The organism is Mesorhizobium sp. P171375 (assembly GCF_057786075.1).
Map to the genome: position 1 here is coordinate 6,558,834 of NZ_JBYNWF010000001.1, position 17,897 is coordinate 6,576,730.

Sequence of the window (17,897 nt, forward strand, 5' to 3'; positions counted from 1 at the left end):
GCCGCCAACGCTAGCGCATCAGCCCCGCTGCGCGCAGCGCATCCTCGATGACCTTGGTGATCCCGCCTGCCGTGCCACGTGCGTTGGCAGGTTCCGGCGTAGGGTCGACACGGACCGCCCGCGGTTTTTCCTTCGGCGCGAAAGGCTGCAACGCGGCGCCTGAAGCGGTTTCGGCAGTCGCCTTGCGTCGCAGCTTTGGCTCGGTCAGCTCCCAGAAATGGGCAATGTGCCGCGTCGAGGAAATCCCGACATCCAGCATGAACGGCCCTGCTCTGCCGAGGCCATCGTCGCCGCTCGTCTTCAGCGGCGTGCCGTGGCCCATGCCGACAACGGTGTATGTCTCCAAGACGTCGCGTCCATCGCCGTCCGACCAGACTTTCCGCGTCTGACCGTCGACCTTTTCCGTGCGTGTCGGCCTCTCGCCGACGCCGTGCACGCTCTGCCATTGCGCCAGCACCGCGTCCGCATTGGCCGGCACGACGGTGGTGTCGGCCGAGCCTTGCCACACCGAAATCCTCGGCCACGGCCCCTTGTGTGACGAGGTCGCCCGCAACAGACGCTGCAGCTCGGTCTTGGACGGGCCGCCATGGCCGCGCATGCGGTCGAAGGCTTCGGGGATGGTCGAGGCGCTGCCATAGGCAAGCCCGGCAATGATCGCGCCGCCGGCAAACACCTCCGGATAGGCGGCCAGCATCGCCGCCGCCATGGCGCCGCCGGCGGAAAGACCGGTGACGAAGATCCGCTTGCGGTCAAGACCATGGGTGACGACGGCCGCCTCGATCATCTGGCGGATCGACAGCGCCTCGCCGCTGTCGCGGCTGATATCGCCCAGCACAAACCAGTTGAAGCAAAGATTGGCATTGTTGGCGCGCTGCTGCTCGGGGAAAAGCACGGCAAAACCATGCTCGGCGGCAAGCTCGGTCCAGCCGGAGCCATGGTCGTAGCCGGCGGCAGTCTGGGTGCAGCCATGCAGCACAACGACCAGCGGCGCCTGTTTTGGAAGATTCTCCGGAAGATAGAGCCGCGCCCGCAAAGCGCCGGGATTGGACCCGAAGCCTGTCATGTCTGAGAGATGATCGTCCTTGCTCTGCCCGGAGCCAACCGGCCGGCCGCGCATCGCGCTCAGGCGAGCGATCGTATCGGATATATTTCGCAAATCGGTATCCTTGCGCGCCGGAATCGCAGTCGTGCACAACGCACTCGCAGCAATATCGTTGCTGCACTGCACAATAACAAGCTGCGCTGAGGATTAATGACCGATCATACAATCCGTTGCGCGACCCCGGAAAGAACACTCAAAACCACGGCTGTTCATCAGGCCTTCAACCGGCGCTTGCGCAACCCACGCAAGCCACCGGAAACCCCCGGTTGCGCGGCCTTTGGCGGCAACGAAGCGACGATGCGAAAGCGCTTTTGCGCCAGTTCCGCGATCACACCATATGAACCGATCCAACCTCTGATACCTTGTTCAGCAGCGGGACTTGTCCCGCTTTGGCCGGTGCTTCAGGCAACCCCATCCCAACCCCCCGCCCCCTGTGGCGCCGGCCATCCCCTCCCCTCGCAAGGAAAATAACGCGCCATGGCGAGTGCCAATAGCGCTCACACCCCTGCAGCGGTTTCTTCTTTTTCTTGGCCGCGGCGCGTTCCTTTCCATCCGCAAACGGATCGGGATCGGTGGCCGCCAGATCGCTCCATGTCCCAACGTCCGCCTCGGGAGAGAACAGCTGCCGGCGGTTGTTCTTGTAATACCCTTCTTGAAATTCGGTCCGATCCACGCGCCGGTTGTGTCGAGCTCCAGCCATTTGCTCTGCTCGCCCGCGCGGGACCCGGCTTGCCAAACATCGCCGCGCCGCCCATAGAACGGCTCGGATTACCGCCCCGCTCCGAAAGGCTGTTGTCCGCGCCCATTTGCCAAGGATACCCTCGATGCCTGCGACACCGTCCCCTTGGTCAAGGCTTTGACAGACTCCCTCGCAAGCCTGGGCTGGACGGAGTTTTTCGGCGATCAGCTTGAGCCTGATGAGGCCAGCCTCGTTCCGACACGCATTGCCTCGGTGCACCGCGACCGCCTGGCCGGCCTGTCCCAGTATGGGCAAACCGATCTGACGCTGCCGGCGAATGCGAACACCGGCGACTACGCCGTTGGCGACTGGGTGCTTGTCGAGCCCCATACGCATCTGCTGCGGCGCCGTCTGACCCGCAAGACGGTGCTGGAGCGCCGCACGCAGGGCGGCAGGGTGCCACAGCTGGCAGCGGCCAATGTCGATACGCTGTTCATCGTCACCTCCTGCAATGCCGATTTCAACATCGCCCGCCTCGAGCGCTATCTGGCGCTGGCCAACGAGGCCGGAACGACACCGGTGATCCTGCTGACCAAGGCCGATACGGCCGACGATGCCGAGGCTTATCAAAGCCAGGCCGCAGCCCTGCAGCGCGGACTGGCCGTCGTGACGCTGAACCCGCGCGTCGCCGATGCCGCAACGGCGCTCGCCGCCTGGTGCGGCGCGGGCCAGACTGTGGCGCTGGTCGGCTCAGCCGGCGTCGGCAAATCGACGCTGGTCAACACGCTGGCCGGATCGGCGCAGCAAGCGCCGCAACAGACCGCCGGCATCCGGGAGCACGATGCCAAGGGCCGCCACACCACCACAGCCAGATCGCTGCACGCCATTGCCGGCGGCGGCTGGGTGATCGATACGCCGGGCATGCGCACGCTGCATGTCAGCGACGTCGCCTACGGCATCGACACACTGTTTGCCGAAATCACCGAGCTCGCCCCACTGTGCAAGTTTCGCGACTGCACCCATGTCCACGAACCGGGCTGCGCGGTGCAGGCTGCCTTGAAGGCCGGTACGCTCGATCCCGAGCGCCTGGCCCGCTGGCGCAAACTATCCGAGGAAAACCAGGGCAACACGCCGGTTCAGAGCGGCCCGCGCGGCAACAAATCCCCCGGCAGTCGCCCAAAGCGGCGTTGAGCGGATAAGGCATTCCAGAAAGAGGATTCAGGGGGTACAGGTGGCTCGGCGAAGCCGAGACGGAGTGGGGGACTGCCGTAGGTGATTGCCCCTGCCGCAATTGCCGGTCCATCTCACCCAAACCGTGCCGGCGTCCAAGCCCCACCCGCCGCATTCGACTCCACCGCCGCCGCGACAAACTTCACGCCGCGCGCTCCATCGACCACATCAGGCACCTGAGCCGCACGCGCCGCATCCACCACCCCACCGGAGCGATGCGCGCGAATAATGTCGGCGGCGTCGCGGTAGAAATTGGCGAAGGCCTCGATATAGCCTTCGGGGTGCGCCGCTGGCATGCGCGACACGCGCTGGGCTTCCGCTGTCGAACCATGGCCGCCGCGCACCAGCGTGCGGGTTTCCTCACCATAAACGGAGAAGCGCAATTCGTCCGGCCGGCCGCCCGACCATTCGAGCCCGGCTCTGTCGCCATAGATGCGCACGGAGAGATCATTGTAATGGCCGGGCGAGGTCTGGCTGGCCAGGATCGTGCCGCGTACGCCGCCGGTCCAGTGCACCAGCACATGCGCATTGTCGTCGAGCCTGCGCCCGGGCACGGCGGTGAACAGATCGGCCGACACCGCCTCGGCCTCGCAGCCGGAGATATAGCTTGCCAGGTTGAACGCATGCACGCCGATATCGGCCAGCACCGCAGATTGCCCGGCGCGGGCCGGGTCGGTGCGCCACTCCGCCTGCTTCTGGCCCTCGGCGTCGATCGGCCTGGTCAGCCAGTCCTGGATGTAGGCGCCATGCACGGACACGATGCGGCCAAGCGCGCACGCCGCCACCATTTCGCGCGCCTGGCGCACCATGGCGTAACCGGTGTTGTTGAGCGTAACGACGAAACGGCGCTTTTTCGCCTTGGCGAGCGCTACCAATGCCTCGGCGTCGCTGAGCGTCGTTGACAGCGGCTTGTCGCAGATCACGTCGATGCCGGCTTCGAGAAAGGCCGTGGCGATCGGGGCGTGCAGATGATTTGGCGTGACGATGACGACCGCCTCGATACCATCCGGCCGCACGGCTTCGGCTTGCGCCATGGCGCGATAATCGGCATAACTGCGTTCCGGCGCGATGCCGATCTCGGCCGCCGAAGCGGCGGCGTTTTCCGGGTCGGACGACAGCGCCCCGGCGACCAGCACGATCTGGTCGTCGAGCCGCATGGCTAGACGATGCACGGCGCCGATGAAAGCATTGCGCCCACCGCCGACCATGCCGACCCTCAGCCGCTTGCCGGCCGATCCGTCCGATGTTGCGTAGACCATTTTCAAACTCCTCCACCTGTGGCTTCGTCATCCTGGGGCGCAGCAAGGAGCGCAGCGACGCAGCGCAGACCCCAGGATCCATGCCGTGACTTCCAGGCGTTGCGACGGTTCAGAATCTTCCCTTCCGTCGCATTCCTCGACAACTGTCGCGGCATGCATCCTAGGGTCTCCGCGACGGAGCTTCGCCCTAGGATGACGACGTTGGGAAGCCTCACCGCTTTCGAACACGATTTCCACTTTTCATATTGTAAAACGATCGTATCGCGCTAGCCTGAAATCATGAGCGGGGCAAGCAAGTCATCCGGACGATCGATCGCCGACGAGGCGGCGACGCGCAAGCGCGGGCGCTCGCTGGCAGCGCTCGGCTACATCCAGCCGCAAACTTATGAGGAGCTGCGCGCCGTGCTGTCGTCGGGCACGGTGCATTTCCCTAAGCGGCTTCGGCAGGTGGCGATCTTCCTGTGGCAGCATCCGAGCGATGTCGCGCTCGGCACCATCGCGCAGGTGGCGGCACAGGCCGGCGTGCAGCCCTCGACGCTGGTGCGCTTTGCGCAGATCTTCGGCTATTCCGGCTTTTCCGATTTCCAGGGCCTGTTCAAGGAACACATCAAGGGATCATGGCCGGAAGGGCGTGGCGAGCCGCGCACCGAGACCGAGCCGAACCTGCATTTCCTGCATGGCATGGTCGGGGCATCGCAGGCCTCGCTCGGCCGCATCGAGGCCGGCTTCGATGTCGAGAGTTTCGACAAGATGGTGGCGCTGCTGGCGGATGCCGAGCTGATCTACGTCATCGGCTCCAAACGCGCCTTTCCCGTCACCGCCTATCTGTCGCTGACCCTCTCGCAGCAAGGCGTGCGCAACGTGCTGGTCGACAATGTCGGCTCCTCGGCGCTCGACCAGATCGGCTGCATCGGCGGCCAGGACGCGGTGCTGGCGGTCTCCTTCAGCCCTTACAATTCGATTACGCCCGATCTCGTCGCGGTGGCGCATGAGCGCAAGGCGCGCATCGTCACCGTCACCGACAGCACCTTCAGCCCGCTGATCCCGCTGTCGGACAGCTGGCTCGAAGTGGTGGAATCCGACTTCGCCGGCTTCCGCTCGCTGGCGGCATCGCTCGCTGTGGGGATGGCGCTGGTCCACGGGGTGGCGGCGCGACGCGGGGAGTGAGCCATCGCTGGCACAATTGACTATCGGGAATTACCATTCCATATCTAGAAAAATAGAAACTTTGTTCCGGGAGGAGGAATGGAGATCCGGCTGGACGGCAAGGTGGCCTTGGTCACCGGGTCGACGCAAGGCATTGGCCGCGCCATTGCCGAGACGCTGGCGCGTTCCGGCGCCGCCGGGCTTGTGGTCACCGGGCGCGAGAAGACGCGCGGCGACGCGGTGGCCGCGGAGCTTTCGCGGCTCGGCACGCCGACCATCTTCGTCGCCGCCGATCTTGCCGACCCGGCAGCCCCTGCCCTTCTGGCGCAGACCTGCATCGAGCGCTTCGGCCGCATCGATGCCCTCGTCAACGCTGCCGGCCTGACCGACCGCGCCTCCTTCCTCGACGCCAGCCTCGACGACTGGGCGGCGCTGTTTGCCGTCAACGCGCGCGCGCCGTTCTTCCTGATGCAGGCGGCCATTGCCGACATGAAGACGCGCGGCCAGGGCGGCGCTATCCTCAACATCCTGTCGATCAACGCCCAATGCGGCTCGCCGGAGCTTGCCGTCTATTCCGCCACCAAGGGCGCGCTGGCGACACTGACCAAGAACGCCGCCAACGCCCACCGCTTCGACCGCATCCGCGTCAACGGCATCAATGTCGGCTGGACCGACACGCCGGCCGAACGCATCATGCAGGCCGAGACTTTGGGCAACGGCCCCGGCTGGCTCGACAAGGCCAATGCCGCACAGCCTTTCGGCAGGCTGCTGACGCCGACCGATATCGCCAGCCTCGCCGTCTTCCTGCTCTCCGACGCTGCCGGTCCGATGACCGGTGCCGTGATCGACCAGGAGCAGGCGGTGATCGGGGCGAACCGGTGAGCGCTTCCACCGAGACACTCGGGCCGGCGCTGCTCGACCGCTTGCCGGCATCGGTCCAGACACCGTCCTACGACCGCACGATGCTGGCGCCCGGCATGGCGCATCTCGGCGTCGGCGCTTTCCACCGCTGCCACCAGGCCGAATACACCGATGATCTTCTGTCGCTGCGCTTCGACCGCTGGGGCATTGTCGGCATCAACATCCGCCCGCCCAGCCTCGCCGACACGCTGGGACGGCAGAGCGGGCTCTATACAAGGCTGATCCGCGAAAACAGCCATATCGAGGCACGTGTCATCGGCAGCATCGTCCGGGTGGTCGACAGCCAGGAGAGTGCGGCACCGGCGCTCGGCGTGCTGGTCTCGCCCGACATCGAATTGGTGACGATGACGGTTACGGAAAAAGGCTATTGCCACATCCCGTCGAGCGGCGAACTCGATCTTAGCCATCCCGACATCGTCCACGACCTCGCCAACCCCGAGACACCGCGCAGCGTGCCCGGCCTGTTTGTGCGGGCGCTGGAGTTGCGCCAGGCCACGCATGGCCGACCGCTAACACTGCTCTCCTGCGACAACATCCCGGCCAATGGCGTCATCCTCGGCAATGTCGTGCGCAGCTTTGCCGAAGGGCGCGGCAATGGGCTGGCGGATTGGATCGCGGCCAATGTCGCTTTCCCCTCAGCCATGGTCGACCGCATCGCGCCGGCGGTGACGCAAGCCGACCTCGACAGTGTCGAGCAATGGTTCGGTTATCGCGACGGCGCTGTCGCCGTCGGCGAGCCGTTCCGGCAATGGGTGATCGAGGAAAAATTCGCCGGCCGCATGCCGCGCTGGGATCTGGTCGGCGCTACCTTTGTCGACGATGTGACGCCGTTCGAGCATCTGAAAATGCGGGTGCTGAACGGCGCCCAGACCACGCTCGCCACACTTGGCGTGCTGGCCGGGCTCGAGCATACATCGGATGCCATGGCCAATCCGCTGTTGTCGGACTTCATCCGACGCATGCTGGTCGAAGAAACGCTGCCAACGCTGATGCCGGTGCCCGGCATCCTGCCTCTCGCCTATGTCGAGCAAAGCCTTGCCCGGCTGAAGAACACCGCAATCCGCCACCGCAACCACCAGATCGCCACCGACGGCTCGCAAAAGATCGTCCAGCGCCTGCTGAACCCGATCCGCGACCGGCTGAGCCAGGGCGGCAGCATCGGCCTTTTGTCGGTGCCAGTCGCCGGCTGGATGGCCTATCTGATCCAGGCCTCGGACCGCTTCGGCAAACGCTGGCCGGTGTCGGACCCCTATGCCGACGCGGTCGCCGAGATCGCCGACACAACCGGCCATGATGCGCAGGCGCTGGCCTCCGCCATCCTCGCCATCGACGGGATATTCGACCCCACCCTCGCCGCTGACGAGACGTTCCGCGCGGCCGTCACATCGGCGCTGGGCGACCTGCTATCGGACGATCCGATGGCGGCGGTCCGGCACAGTCTTGAACAAGATGAGGTCGCACGGTTGAAGCGATCCAAACAATCGGCATTATAGGGGCTGGGAGGCACTATGAAACTTGGACTGCTGACGGCACCGTTCGCGGCGGCGCCACTTGCCGAAGTCGCTGATTGGGCAAACGCGGCCGGCTTCGAGGCGCTGGAGATTGCCTGCTGGCCGAAAACTTCCGGCGCCACGCGACGCTATGCCGGCACCAGCCACATCGACGCTGCTTCGACCTCGCCTGCGCAGGCCAAGGAGATCGTTGCGTCGCTGACGGAGAAGAAGCTGACGGTCTCCGGCCTCGGCTACTATCCCAACCCGCTGCATCCCGACGCCGCGCATCGCGAGGCCGTCATCAGTCATCTGAAGAAGGTCATCGCGCTGGCCGTCAATATGGGCGTGCCGGTGGTCAACACGTTCTGCGGCGGCGATGCCTCGAAGACCGTCGACGTCAACTGGCAGGATGCGCTCACGGTCTGGCCCGAGATCGTCGCCTATGCGCGCGACCATGGCGTCAAGCTTGCCTTCGAGAATTGCCCGATGATCTTCAGCTATGACGAGTGGCCGGGCGGGCACAACATCGCCTATTCGCCGCAGGTCTGGCGCCGCATCCTGGAGGCCTGGGGTGGCGAGGTCGGCATGAATTTCGATCCCTCGCATCTGGTCTGGCAGATGATCGACCAGGCCCGCTTCATCCGGGAATTCGGCCCCTACATGCTGCATGTCCACGCCAAGGACCTGATGATTGATCGTGATGGACTTTATGAGCGCGGGATTCTTTCGGCCGGGATAGGCTGGCAGGTGCCGCGCATGCCGGGCTTGGGCGATGTCGACTGGAGCGGCTTCTTCTCTGGCCTCTACCGTGCAGGCTATGACGGCTCGGTCATCATCGAGCACGAGGACAGGCGTTTTGAAGGCGGCGACGATCAGGTCAAGCGCGGTTTCCTGCTTGCCCGCGACGTGCTGCGACCCTTCGTCAAATGACGAGGCAATGGCTTGGTTTTGTCAGGAGCAAAACCCTGAAACTGAAAAACAATGTGGAGGAGTACTGACATGAAGAAAATACCGACCATGGTCCCGCTGCTTGCGGGCGCTGCCTTGCTGGCCTCGGTGGGCGTCTCGTCGGCCGAAGGCAAATACAGGATCGGCATTTCCAACACCGTGCAGGGCAATGGCTGGCGCGAGGAAATGGTCTGCGCGATGAAGGCGCAGGCGCTGGCTTCCGGCGAAGTGACCAAGCTCAACATCGCCCACCGCAACACCGACGCCGCCGGCCAGCTCGAAGACATCCGCAACCTGATCAGCGCCAAGGTCGACGCCATCGTCGTCAACCCGGCCGATCCCGCCGGCATCAAGGCGGGCCTGGAAGAAGCCACCAAGGCCGGCATCGTCGTCGTCGCCGTCGACCAGGCGGTCACCGAACCGTCGGCCTACATCATCTCCAACAACCAGGAGCAGTATGCCTATCTCGGCGCCAAATGGCTGTTCCAGCAGATGGGCGGCAAGGGCGAGGTGTTCTACATGCGCGGCGCCGCCGGCGCTTCGGCCGACAGCGATCGCGACAAAGGCTTCAAGAAGGCGCTGGCCGAAAACCCCGACGTGAAGGTCGCGCAGGAGGTCTTCACCGGCTGGCAGCAGGACCAGGCCAAGCAGCAGATGCTGTCGTTCCTGGCCACCGGCACGCCGTTCAACGGCATCTGGACTTCCGGAATCGACAACGTCATCGTCGACGCGCTGGTCGAATCGCAGGCGCCGCTGGTGCCGGTTGTCGGCGCCGACAATGCCGGCTTCGTCGGCCAGCTGAGCTCGGTCAAGGGCCTCGTCGGCGCTGCCGTCACCAACCCCGGCTCGATCGGCGGTGCCGGCGTGACGCTGGCGCTGCAGATCCTCGACGGCAAGAAGCCGGCGCAGCAGACCGTGCTGGTCGACCCGCAGCTGTGGGACAACGCCACCGACGAAGGCAAGGCCAAGCTGAAAGCAGCCGCCGACCCGTCGCTCAGCCCGGAATGGCCGGTCTCGATCTCGATCCCTGAGTGGACGACGTACACCAAGGAGCAGATCATCGCGTGCAAGGGGCCGGGGGAGTAAGCAGTTTTAGCTGACCATCCGTCAGCGCCGCCCCTCACTGTCCTGCCGGACATCTCTCCCCGTAAACGGGGAGAGAGAAGCTGGCCGCAGCGCCGGCGACAAGCCCCCTCTCCCCGTCTCTATACGGGGAGAGGATGCCGGCAGGCAGGTGAGGGGCAGCGCCGACGGAACGATTTCGACCACACAAATCGAGACCCAAACCATTTGACCAGCAGCCCCCTCCTCGACGCCACCGGTGTCGCCAAGAACTACGGCGCGGTTGCAGCCTTGCGCAACGCGTCGCTCTCCGTCCTGCCGGGCGAGGTCCACGCTCTGATGGGCGCCAACGGTGCTGGCAAGTCGACGCTGGTGAAGATCCTGACCGGCGCCATTCCTGCGAATGCCGGGCGCATCCTGATCCGCGGCGAGGCGCGCGACATACGCTCGCCCGCCGCTGCGCGCCGTGCCGGGCTGTTGCCCGTCTACCAGGAGCCGTCGCTGATCCCCGATCTCGACGTTCTGTCCAATCTCAGGCTGACCGGCACGCCGGTCGAGCCGTTCCGCGCCTGGGTGCGCGAACTCGGCATTGCCGACCTCGATTTGCGCGACACCGCGCGCGACATCCCGCTGGCCGTGCTGCGCGTGCTCGATCTTGCCCGCGCGCTTGCCGTCGAGCCGGACGTGCTGCTGCTCGACGAGATGACGGCCGCACTTCCCGCCAACCTCGCCGAAAAAGTGCTGGAAGTGGTGCGCCGCCAAGGTGACTCGGGCCGCGCGGTGATCTTCATCTCGCACCGCTTCGTCGAAATCTCGGCGCTGTGCGACCGCGCCACCGTGCTGCGTGACGGCGAGACCGTCGGCGTCGTCGACATCGTGCCTGGCGTCGAGGAGAAGATCGTCGAGCTGATGCTTGGCACCCGCATCGTCAAGACCCATGTCGCCGCCCGCAGCGCCGCCGAGAAGGCCGCGCCCGCCGCCGCCCGGCAGCGGCTGGCCGTGCACAATCTGCGCGTCGGCACCAAGCTCAGCGATGTCTCCTTCGATCTCGCCGATGGCGAGGTCGCCGGTGTCGTCGCACTCGAAGGCCAGGGCCAGGACGAGTTGTTCGCCGCCCTTGCCGGCTCGATCCGTCCCTCCGGCGGCACCATCGAAGTCGACGGCGCCCCCGTGAAATTTTCGCACCCGATCGACGCCATTCGCGCCGGCATTGCCTATGTGCCGGGCGACCGATCCGAGGCGCTCGCCATGCAGCGCTCGGTGCGCGAGAACATCGCCCTGCCCTTCAGTGCCGCTCTGCGCAACTGGGGGCCGATCAACATGCGCCGCGAGCGCGCTACCGTGCTTAGCGCCATCGAGCGGCTGCAGATCGACACCCGCGCGCAGGGCGAGGTGCAGCGCCTGTCCGGCGGCAACCAGCAGAAGGTGACCATCGCCCGCTGGATCGCGGCCGATGCCCGCACCATCCTGTGCTTCGACCCGACGCGCGGCATCGATGTCGGCACCAAGCAGGAGATCTACAAGCTGCTGCGCGAGCTCGCCGGCAACGGCAAGTCGGTGCTGTTCTACACTTCCGAGTTGGAAGAGGTGCAGCGCGTCTGCGACCGCGTCATCGTCATCTTCGGCGGCCGCCTCGTCGACATCTTTCCTGTCGAGGAGGCCGACGAGCCGGCACTGATGCGCGCCGCCTACGGCCTGCCGCGCGGCGCCAAGGCCGATATCGGTATCCTGGCCGATCCCACCGCCCATGCCTCCGATGCCCCGGAGGCGACGCCATGAGCCATTTCCTGCGCCGCCAGGGCTGGGTCGTCGGCCTCTTCGCCCTGCTCATCGTCCTGTTCATCGCCACCCGGATCATCCAGCCGGCCTATGGCAGCAACGATTTCGGCTCGCTCGCGCGCGCCGTGCTGCCTTACGCTTTCGCCGTCGCTGCGCAGACCGTGGTGGTCATCGCCGGCGGCATCGACCTCTCGGTCGCCGCCATGATGGCGCTGACCAGCGTCACCGCCGCTTCGATGATGAATGGCGCGTCGGAAGAATACGCGCTGTTCGTGGTGCCCTTCGTGCTCGCCATGGGTTTTGCGCTCGGCGCGCTCAACGGCCTGCTCATCGTCGTCACCCGCGTGCCTGACATTGTCGTCACGCTCGCCATGCTGTTCGTGCTGCAGGGCGCGGCGCTATTGGTGCTCGACGCGCCGGGCGGCGGCATCGCCGAATGGCTGAAGGCGCTGATCTCCGGAACCGTGCCGATCCCAGGCCTGCCCGACGCGATCGACGCCTGGGTCCCGAAGGCGCTGCTGGTGCTGATCGTCTGCCTCTGCATCATCTGGATACCGCTCAGGCGCTCGCGCCTCGGCCTCTCCCTCTACGCCATCGGCTCGAGCGAACTGGCGGCGTTCCGCTCAGGCGTGCCGGTGAAGCGCACCCGCATCATCGCCTATGCGCTGTCGGGCCTGCTCGCCGCCTTTGGCGGCCTGGCGCTGACCATGAGCACCGGCATCGGCGCCCCCATCCCCGGCCCGTATCTCTTGGCCAGCGTCGCGGCGGTCGTGCTGGGCGGCGTCGCGCTCGGCGGCGGCAAGGGCGGCCTGCTCGGCCCCATCGTCGCCGTCTTCGTGCTGCGCCTGGTGCGCACCGACCTGACACTGCTCGCCATAGACCCGAATGTCACCGCCATCATCGAGGGCGCCATCATGGTGGCGGTGGTGATGTTCGGCGCGTTTATCACCATGCGGGGGCGGCAATGATGGGCAGGCGCGCGCTTCTTCCTTCCCCCCTTGTGGGGGAAGGTGGCCTCGCGAAGCGAGGTCGGATGAGGGGTGTTCCAGGGAACGCCGCCGTCTCGTTCCGTCACGCACCCCTCATCCGTCTCGGCGCTGCGCGCCGATCCACCTTCTCCCACAAGGGGAGAAGGGGAAGATGCGTCGCGCCAACCCCACCGCGAGCCACCCCATGAGCATATCAGCTGTCACCCCCGTCCCCCTCGGCCGTCGCCTAAAACGCTTCATGGCCGACCGGCCGCTCATCCCGCTAATGATCCTGCTCGTCATCCTGGTGGTAATCCTGCAGATCCTGCGACCCGGCATCGTCAACGAGCGCTGGATCGCCAACACCATCAAATTCGCCATTCCGCTGGCGATCCTGGCGGGATGCCAGACCATGACCATGCTGACCGGCGGCATCGACCTGTCGGTCGGCACGGTGGCGACGATGAGCGCCTTCATCATGGCCACGCAAGTGGTCAACCAGGACCCGGCGGTGGCGTTCCTTTTGGCGATGATGCCGGCGGTGCTGATCGGCCTCGTCAACGGCATCGGCGTCGGCGTCTTCCGCGTCCACCCGCTGATCATGACGCTGGGCACCAGCCTGATCGGCACCGGCTGCCTGCAGGTCTACCAGCGCACGGTGATCGCGTCGGGCGCCAAAATCCCCGACTTCCTCGCCTGGCTCGGCACCGGCGTAACGTGGGGCTTCCCCAACGCGCTGCTGCTGTTCGTGCCGCTGGCGGCGCTGATCGTCTTCACGCTCGCCCGCACCGGCTTCGGCCGCCTGCTCTACGCCGTCGGCGACAATGAGCGCGCAACCCGCCTGTCGGGCGTGCAACACTGGCAGGTGATCACCGCGCTCTACGTCACCTCCAGCGTGCTCGCGGGCATCACCGGCCTGCTCTATATCGGCCTGATCAAGGCGCCCTCGCTGTCGCTCGCCGAACCGCTGGTGCTACCCTCGGTCGCCGCCGCCGTCATCGGCGGCACCTCGATCTTCGGCGGCCGCGGCGGCTACACCGGCACAATCATCGGCGCGCTGATCCTGACCGTGCTGACGACGCTGCTGACCATCCTGCAGATGCCAGAGGGGGCAAGGCGGATCCTGTTCGGGCTGATCGTGCTGTTCGTGACGGCGGCGTATTTGCGGATTGTGGAGGAGAGGTAGGGGACTGATCCCGGTGTTTGCAGGCAAGCGAACGGAGCAAGTTCCCCCTCACCCGGATTGCCAACCGAATTGCGAAGGGCAATTCGGGGCAATCCGACCTCTCCCCAAGGGGAGAGGAGGACGCCGGCGCCGACGCCAGCCTCTTCTCCCCTCGGGGGTGAGGCGTGGTCCGCACAGCGGACGAAAAGCCAATTGCTTGGCTTTTCGAACTACGAACGCCCGAAGGGCGGTGGCCGCGAAGCGGCCGGATGAGGGGGCCTTTTACATGCGATCGCCTTGACCAGGCCAAGCTGGCATCACATCACGCCCGCCCCCTACTTCAGCGAAATCGCCATTCCGCTCAAATCGGCATTCACCTGCAACCCCACCTGCCGGCCCGTAAGCTCGAGCGTGGCGCCCTTGTCATTGGTCATGACTATCACCTGCGCACCCTTGCCGAGCGCACCGCCGCCGCCCGCCGCGCCGTAAACCCCGGTCGCATCGCGAACCCTTCTGATGTGCCGCACGGTGCCCCGGAAATAGGTCTTGGAAACCCCGAAGGCGAAGCCGCCCGAGACGCCGCCGATCGAGATGGGATAGGAGCGGCCATGGAAGGTCAGCGTCCCCTCGCCGCCGGAGCCGCCGACGAAGAAGGCCGCCTTGTAAACGGCAAAGCGGATCGTGCCGCTATCGGCATGCGCGGCACTGGCAACGCTGACGGCAACAGTGGCGATGGCCGCAACCGCGAGCGAACGAAAGCTGGATGAAATGGTCATGATGCAAGCTCCTCAAGTGCGCCGCTTACCCAACCGGCAGGCGGCGTCGAATCAAACTGGAACAGTTTAGGCTGGGATTTGGTTCCAGGGAGGTGGGGTTGGCGCGGGAGATCGCCACGAATGGAGCGCCGGCGACGCCAGCGGAGGGGAAAGGTGTAGAGAACGGTAGGGGGAGAACGGACGAGTTGATGGCTGAACTGGGGCCGAGGAACGAACCCGCTGCGCGGGATGGGCGCGTGGGGTGAGGTAGCGATCACGACCCGGACGTCGCGCTCGCATTGAGGGTGGTTCGGCAGCGGCAGAGCATGGCGGGCTTCTTCAACAAGGAGCCTGACCATGCACCATCCCGTTCTCGATGCACCCGTCAGCCCGCTGCGCCAGCGGCTGATCGACGACATGAACATGCGGCGCTTCTCACGCGAGACGCAGCGCAACTATCTCCGCGACATCGGACGCCTGGCGACATTCCTCGGGCGTTCACCAGACACCGCTACCGCCGACGACCTGCGCCGGTTCCAGATCGAGCAGCAGGAGGACGGCGTTCCCGTGCCAACGATGAACAGCATCGTGTCGGCACTGCGCTTCTTCTTCACCCACACGCTCGACCGCCCGGACCTGGCGCGCAGGCTTGTCCGGCTGGCGCATCCGCGCAACCTGCCCGTGGTGCTCAGCCGCGACGAGGTGGCCCGGCTGCTCAACGCCACCACGTGTCTCAAGCACCAGGCCGCATTGTCAGTCGCCTATGGCGCGGGCCTGCGTGTCGCCGAGGTGTCGATGCTGAAGGTTGCCGACGTCGACAGCGAGCGCATGCTGCTGCGCGTCGAGCGTGGCAAGGGCGGGCGCTATCGCAATGCCATGCTCTCGGAGGACCTGCTCACGCTTCTGCGTGAGTGGTGGAAGGTCGGACGTCAGCAGGGCGTGATGCACCGTGACGGCTGGCTGTTCCCCGGACAGCACGCGATGAAGCCGATCAGCACGCGGCAGCTCTATCGCATCGTCGTCGAGGCGGCCCAGGCCGCCGACATCGCCAAGCGGGTCGGGCCGCACACGCTGCGCCACAGCTTCGCCACCCACCTGCTGGAGGACGGCACCGACATCCGGATCATCCAGGTCCTGCTCGGGCATGCCAAGCTCAACAACACCGCCCTTTACGCGAAGGTGGCGACCCGAACGGTGCGCACGGTCACGAGCCCGCTCGACAAGCTTGGCCTGTTCAAGCCGGAAGAGATCTCATCCGACGGCTGAGCGTGCGCGCCTCGATCGAGGTTGCCGACGTCTTCCGTGCTGCCGGACCCGCTTACCGGGCCGCCCACGCAGGTCATCTGAGCCTGCAGCAGCTCAAGGTCATGTCGGCGATCGAGTATTGCCGCACCGCAGCCCTTGGCGGTCACGTCGAGGCTTGCGAGGACTGCGGCCAATGGCGGATCGCCTACAACTCCTGCCGCAACCGGCACTGCCCGAAGTGCCAGGGCGCGGCGGCGCGGACGTGGCTGGCCGAGCGCGAGGCCGACCTGCTGCCGGTCGGCTACTTCCATGTCGTGTTCACGCTGCCCGCCGAGGTCGCCGACATCGCGTTCCAGAACAAGGCGCTCGTCTACGACCTGCTGTTCAAGGCGGCAGCGGAGGCGATGCTGACGATCGCGGCGGATCCAAAGCATCTCGGCGCGCGCATCGGCATCACCGCCGTCCTTCACACTTGGGGCTCGGCGATGACGCTCCATCCGCATGTCCACATGATCGTGCCGGGCGGCGGCATCGCGCCGGACGGAAGCCGCTGGATATCTTCTCGGCCGGCCTTCCTGCTTCCGGTGCGCGTACTCGGCAAGCTGTTCCGACGGCTCTTCCTCACCCGGCTGGTCGCTCTGCACGACGCAGGACGGCTCGCCTTCTTCGGATTTATGGCGCACCTGTCCGCGCGGCAGGCATTCGTGCGGCACCTGTCGCCGGTCCGCAAGAAGCGCTGGGTGGTGTACGCCAAGGCGCCGTTCGCCGGGCCGGAGGCAGTGCTCGCCTATCTGTCCCGCTATACCCACCGGGTTGCGATCTCGAACCGCCGCCTCATCCGGTTCGATGAAGCAGGGGTCACGTTCCGCTACAAGGACTATCGTCGTGACGGCACCGATCGGCAGCAGGTCATGACACTCGCCACCGACGAGTTCATCCGCCGATTCCTGCTCCACATCCTGCCGCGCGGCTTCCACCGCATCCGTCACTACGGCCTGCTCGCCGGCGGCTCCCGCAAAGGCAGCCTCGCACGCGCCCGCGAACTGCTGAACGTTGCTGCGCCGTCGGAGGACGACAACTCGGTAGAACCGACTGACTTCCGTCCGCCATGCCGATGCTGCGGCGGAAGCATGATCATCATCGAGACGTTCGAACGGTGGCGACAGCCGCGCGGACCGCCGGACACCACCGCGACGAACCGGGAGAACTCTCCATGACCCGGCATGGCATGCTCCAGCGTTCAGCCGCAGGCGCCCAGCCTCCGGCAACGGACCCACGCGTGTCCATGGTGATCATCGACGCCGAACGGGTCGCGTCCGGCCGCGCGCCGAGCCGACAATACCGCGTGGCTGAAAGGCGAAGCGGTCCGTCCACATCAAAACCGACGCTTGCCGGCGGCGGTCGCGCCGTCGCCGACACCAGCCGCAAATCGAAATCCCCATAGCCATCGACTGTGGCCCACGGGTTCCTTCCTCGGGGACTTTCGTACGCCTGCCGGCGCCCGAAACTCTTCACGACAGCGGACGTGCGGTTACGAGGCTCGGAATGTCCGAAGCGGACCTTCGGTGCCCTGCGTATATCGAGGTGAACTGACCCGTTGCGAACGTCAGGGGCAAAAAGGGCGTGAAACGCGGCCGGCCGTGTGTCGCCTTCTCCTGAGGCTAGGAGGGAAAGGCACCAAGCTGTATCAACAGGCCGAGCAGGTCTGGCTGGCCGTATTCCTTGACGATCTGGCCATTCTCCAAGTGATAGATGTTCAGAGCCTGGACGCTGATTGTCTTTTGAGTTGGCGGCACGCCCATGAACGTTCCGGTGTGGGTGCCGTTCATTGTGAAGCGGGCGGCGACCTTATCTTCCTCGGCAATCGTTTCTTCCAACGTCCATTGGATGTCGGAAAAGCCTCCTCGCATCATTGCGACGATCGCCATATAGCCCGCAGGCCCGATCATCGGCTCTGGCCTTCCGGGGACATGGAAAATGGCATTCGGCGAGACGAGTTCGTTCGCCAGCTTTTCATCCGCCGCGTTGATGAACTCGACGAATTTGGCCATGAAGGAGGTGGCGGTGCTGCTCATAACAAATGTCCCATTTGGCTGAAGCCGCGTTAGCAGCGATCGAGGGGGCGTCTACGCTCTGCATAGAGCG

General features: G+C 65.6%; 17 protein-coding genes. 12 read left to right on the forward strand and 5 right to left on the reverse strand.

The features are described from left to right. Positions 1 to 10: 10 nt before the first annotated feature. Both ACYHH6_RS31980 and ACYHH6_RS31985 read right to left on the reverse strand, forming a co-directional pair. Positions 11 to 1,156, reverse strand: a complete 1,146-nt coding sequence (locus ACYHH6_RS31980; RefSeq protein WP_352586182.1) for an extracellular catalytic domain type 1 short-chain-length polyhydroxyalkanoate depolymerase — start codon at positions 1,154 to 1,156, stop codon at positions 11 to 13. 274 nt (positions 1,157 to 1,430) lie between these two features. After that, positions 1,431 to 1,775 (reverse strand): hypothetical protein, encoded by a 345-nt coding sequence (locus ACYHH6_RS31985; RefSeq protein ID WP_352586181.1) that lies wholly within the window; start codon positions 1,773 to 1,775, stop codon positions 1,431 to 1,433. Positions 1,776 to 1,946: 171 nt separating this feature from the next. Here ACYHH6_RS31985 and rsgA point away from each other — a divergent pair, with 171 nt between their 5' ends. Further along, on the forward strand, positions 1,947 to 2,972 hold the full coding sequence (gene rsgA, locus ACYHH6_RS31990; RefSeq protein WP_435053303.1) for a ribosome small subunit-dependent GTPase A: 1,026 nt from the start codon (positions 1,947 to 1,949) through the stop codon (positions 2,970 to 2,972). Between the two features lie 113 nt (positions 2,973 to 3,085). Here the strand turns inward: rsgA and ACYHH6_RS31995 are convergent, their stop codons facing one another. Then, positions 3,086 to 4,270, reverse strand: a complete 1,185-nt coding sequence (locus tag ACYHH6_RS31995; RefSeq protein WP_352586179.1) for a Gfo/Idh/MocA family protein — start codon at positions 4,268 to 4,270, stop codon at positions 3,086 to 3,088. 279 nt (positions 4,271 to 4,549) lie between these two features. Between ACYHH6_RS31995 and ACYHH6_RS32000 the strand changes: the two genes are divergently transcribed. The 8 genes from ACYHH6_RS32000 (at position 4,550) to ACYHH6_RS32035 (ending at position 13,773) form a co-directional block, all read left to right on the forward strand. Next, positions 4,550 to 5,437: a MurR/RpiR family transcriptional regulator gene (locus tag ACYHH6_RS32000; protein WP_352586178.1), complete on the forward strand. Its 888-nt coding sequence runs from the start codon at positions 4,550 to 4,552 to the stop codon at positions 5,435 to 5,437. Between the two features lie 78 nt (positions 5,438 to 5,515). Next, positions 5,516 to 6,298: an SDR family oxidoreductase gene (locus ACYHH6_RS32005; protein WP_352586177.1), complete on the forward strand. Its 783-nt coding sequence runs from the start codon at positions 5,516 to 5,518 to the stop codon at positions 6,296 to 6,298. After that, on the forward strand, positions 6,295 to 7,830 hold the full coding sequence (locus ACYHH6_RS32010) for a mannitol dehydrogenase family protein (protein ID WP_352586176.1): 1,536 nt from the start codon (positions 6,295 to 6,297) through the stop codon (positions 7,828 to 7,830). The genes ACYHH6_RS32005 and ACYHH6_RS32010 overlap by 4 nt, the downstream gene beginning before the upstream one ends. A 15-nt stretch (positions 7,831 to 7,845) precedes the next feature. After that, positions 7,846 to 8,760, forward strand: a complete 915-nt coding sequence (locus ACYHH6_RS32015) for a sugar phosphate isomerase/epimerase family protein (RefSeq protein WP_352586175.1) — start codon at positions 7,846 to 7,848, stop codon at positions 8,758 to 8,760. A 69-nt stretch (positions 8,761 to 8,829) separates the two neighbouring features. Further along, on the forward strand, positions 8,830 to 9,864 hold the full coding sequence (locus ACYHH6_RS32020; protein ID WP_352586174.1) for an ABC transporter substrate-binding protein: 1,035 nt from the start codon (positions 8,830 to 8,832) through the stop codon (positions 9,862 to 9,864). A gap of 204 nt (positions 9,865 to 10,068) precedes the next feature. Beyond that, on the forward strand, positions 10,069 to 11,619 hold the full coding sequence (locus ACYHH6_RS32025; protein ID WP_352586173.1) for a sugar ABC transporter ATP-binding protein: 1,551 nt from the start codon (positions 10,069 to 10,071) through the stop codon (positions 11,617 to 11,619). Next, positions 11,616 to 12,587, forward strand: a complete 972-nt coding sequence (locus ACYHH6_RS32030; protein ID WP_112563462.1) for an ABC transporter permease — start codon at positions 11,616 to 11,618, stop codon at positions 12,585 to 12,587. Before ACYHH6_RS32025 ends, ACYHH6_RS32030 begins: the two co-directional genes overlap by 4 nt. A 205-nt stretch (positions 12,588 to 12,792) precedes the next feature. After that, positions 12,793 to 13,773, forward strand: a complete 981-nt coding sequence (locus ACYHH6_RS32035) for an ABC transporter permease (RefSeq protein WP_352586172.1) — start codon at positions 12,793 to 12,795, stop codon at positions 13,771 to 13,773. Positions 13,774 to 14,087: 314 nt separating this feature from the next. On the opposite strand, the gene ACYHH6_RS32040 is transcribed toward ACYHH6_RS32035, so the two are convergent. Next, positions 14,088 to 14,528, reverse strand: a complete 441-nt coding sequence (locus tag ACYHH6_RS32040; RefSeq protein WP_352586171.1) for a lipid-binding SYLF domain-containing protein — start codon at positions 14,526 to 14,528, stop codon at positions 14,088 to 14,090. Between the two features lie 336 nt (positions 14,529 to 14,864). Here ACYHH6_RS32040 and ACYHH6_RS32045 point away from each other — a divergent pair, with 336 nt between their 5' ends. From ACYHH6_RS32045 to ACYHH6_RS32055, 3 genes are read left to right on the forward strand one after another with little or no spacing between them, the layout of a single operon-like run. After that, entirely contained in the window at positions 14,865 to 15,773 is a 909-nt protein-coding gene (locus tag ACYHH6_RS32045) for a tyrosine-type recombinase/integrase (RefSeq protein ID WP_352593666.1), read from the forward strand. Between the two features lie 2 nt (positions 15,774 to 15,775). Further along, complete coding sequence (locus ACYHH6_RS32050; RefSeq protein ID WP_352593664.1) at positions 15,776 to 16,969, forward strand: IS91 family transposase; 1,194 nt, start codon at positions 15,776 to 15,778, stop codon at positions 16,967 to 16,969. Next, positions 16,966 to 17,196, forward strand: coding sequence for a hypothetical protein (locus ACYHH6_RS32055; protein WP_352593662.1), 231 nt, complete (start codon positions 16,966 to 16,968; stop codon positions 17,194 to 17,196). The genes ACYHH6_RS32050 and ACYHH6_RS32055 overlap by 4 nt, the downstream gene beginning before the upstream one ends. A gap of 217 nt (positions 17,197 to 17,413) precedes the next feature. On the opposite strand, the gene ACYHH6_RS32060 is transcribed toward ACYHH6_RS32055, so the two are convergent. Further along, the gene (locus tag ACYHH6_RS32060; RefSeq protein ID WP_352585826.1) at positions 17,414 to 17,803 is read right to left on the reverse strand and encodes an ester cyclase; all 390 of its coding nucleotides are present in this window, start codon (positions 17,801 to 17,803) and stop codon (positions 17,414 to 17,416) included. Between the last annotated feature and the right edge of the window lie 94 nt (positions 17,804 to 17,897).

Coding starts and splice junctions, on each gene's coding strand:
- ACYHH6_RS32020 (WP_352586174.1), top strand. CDS start 8,830: ATGAAGAAAATACCGACCATGGTCCCGCTGCTTGCGGGCGCTGCCTTG.
- ACYHH6_RS31995 (WP_352586179.1), bottom strand. CDS start 4,270: ATGGTCTACGCAACATCGGACGGATCGGCCGGCAAGCGGCTGAGGGTC.
- ACYHH6_RS32035 (WP_352586172.1), top strand. CDS start 12,793: ATGAGCATATCAGCTGTCACCCCCGTCCCCCTCGGCCGTCGCCTAAAA.
- ACYHH6_RS32040 (WP_352586171.1), bottom strand. CDS start 14,528: ATGACCATTTCATCCAGCTTTCGTTCGCTCGCGGTTGCGGCCATCGCC.
- ACYHH6_RS32060 (WP_352585826.1), bottom strand. CDS start 17,803: ATGGCCAAATTCGTCGAGTTCATCAACGCGGCGGATGAAAAGCTGGCG.
- ACYHH6_RS32000 (WP_352586178.1), top strand. CDS start 4,550: ATGAGCGGGGCAAGCAAGTCATCCGGACGATCGATCGCCGACGAGGCG.
- ACYHH6_RS32005 (WP_352586177.1), top strand. CDS start 5,516: ATGGAGATCCGGCTGGACGGCAAGGTGGCCTTGGTCACCGGGTCGACG.
- ACYHH6_RS32030 (WP_112563462.1), top strand. CDS start 11,616: ATGAGCCATTTCCTGCGCCGCCAGGGCTGGGTCGTCGGCCTCTTCGCC.
- ACYHH6_RS32015 (WP_352586175.1), top strand. CDS start 7,846: ATGAAACTTGGACTGCTGACGGCACCGTTCGCGGCGGCGCCACTTGCC.
- ACYHH6_RS32045 (WP_352593666.1), top strand. CDS start 14,865: ATGCACCATCCCGTTCTCGATGCACCCGTCAGCCCGCTGCGCCAGCGG.
- ACYHH6_RS32055 (WP_352593662.1), top strand. CDS start 16,966: ATGACCCGGCATGGCATGCTCCAGCGTTCAGCCGCAGGCGCCCAGCCT.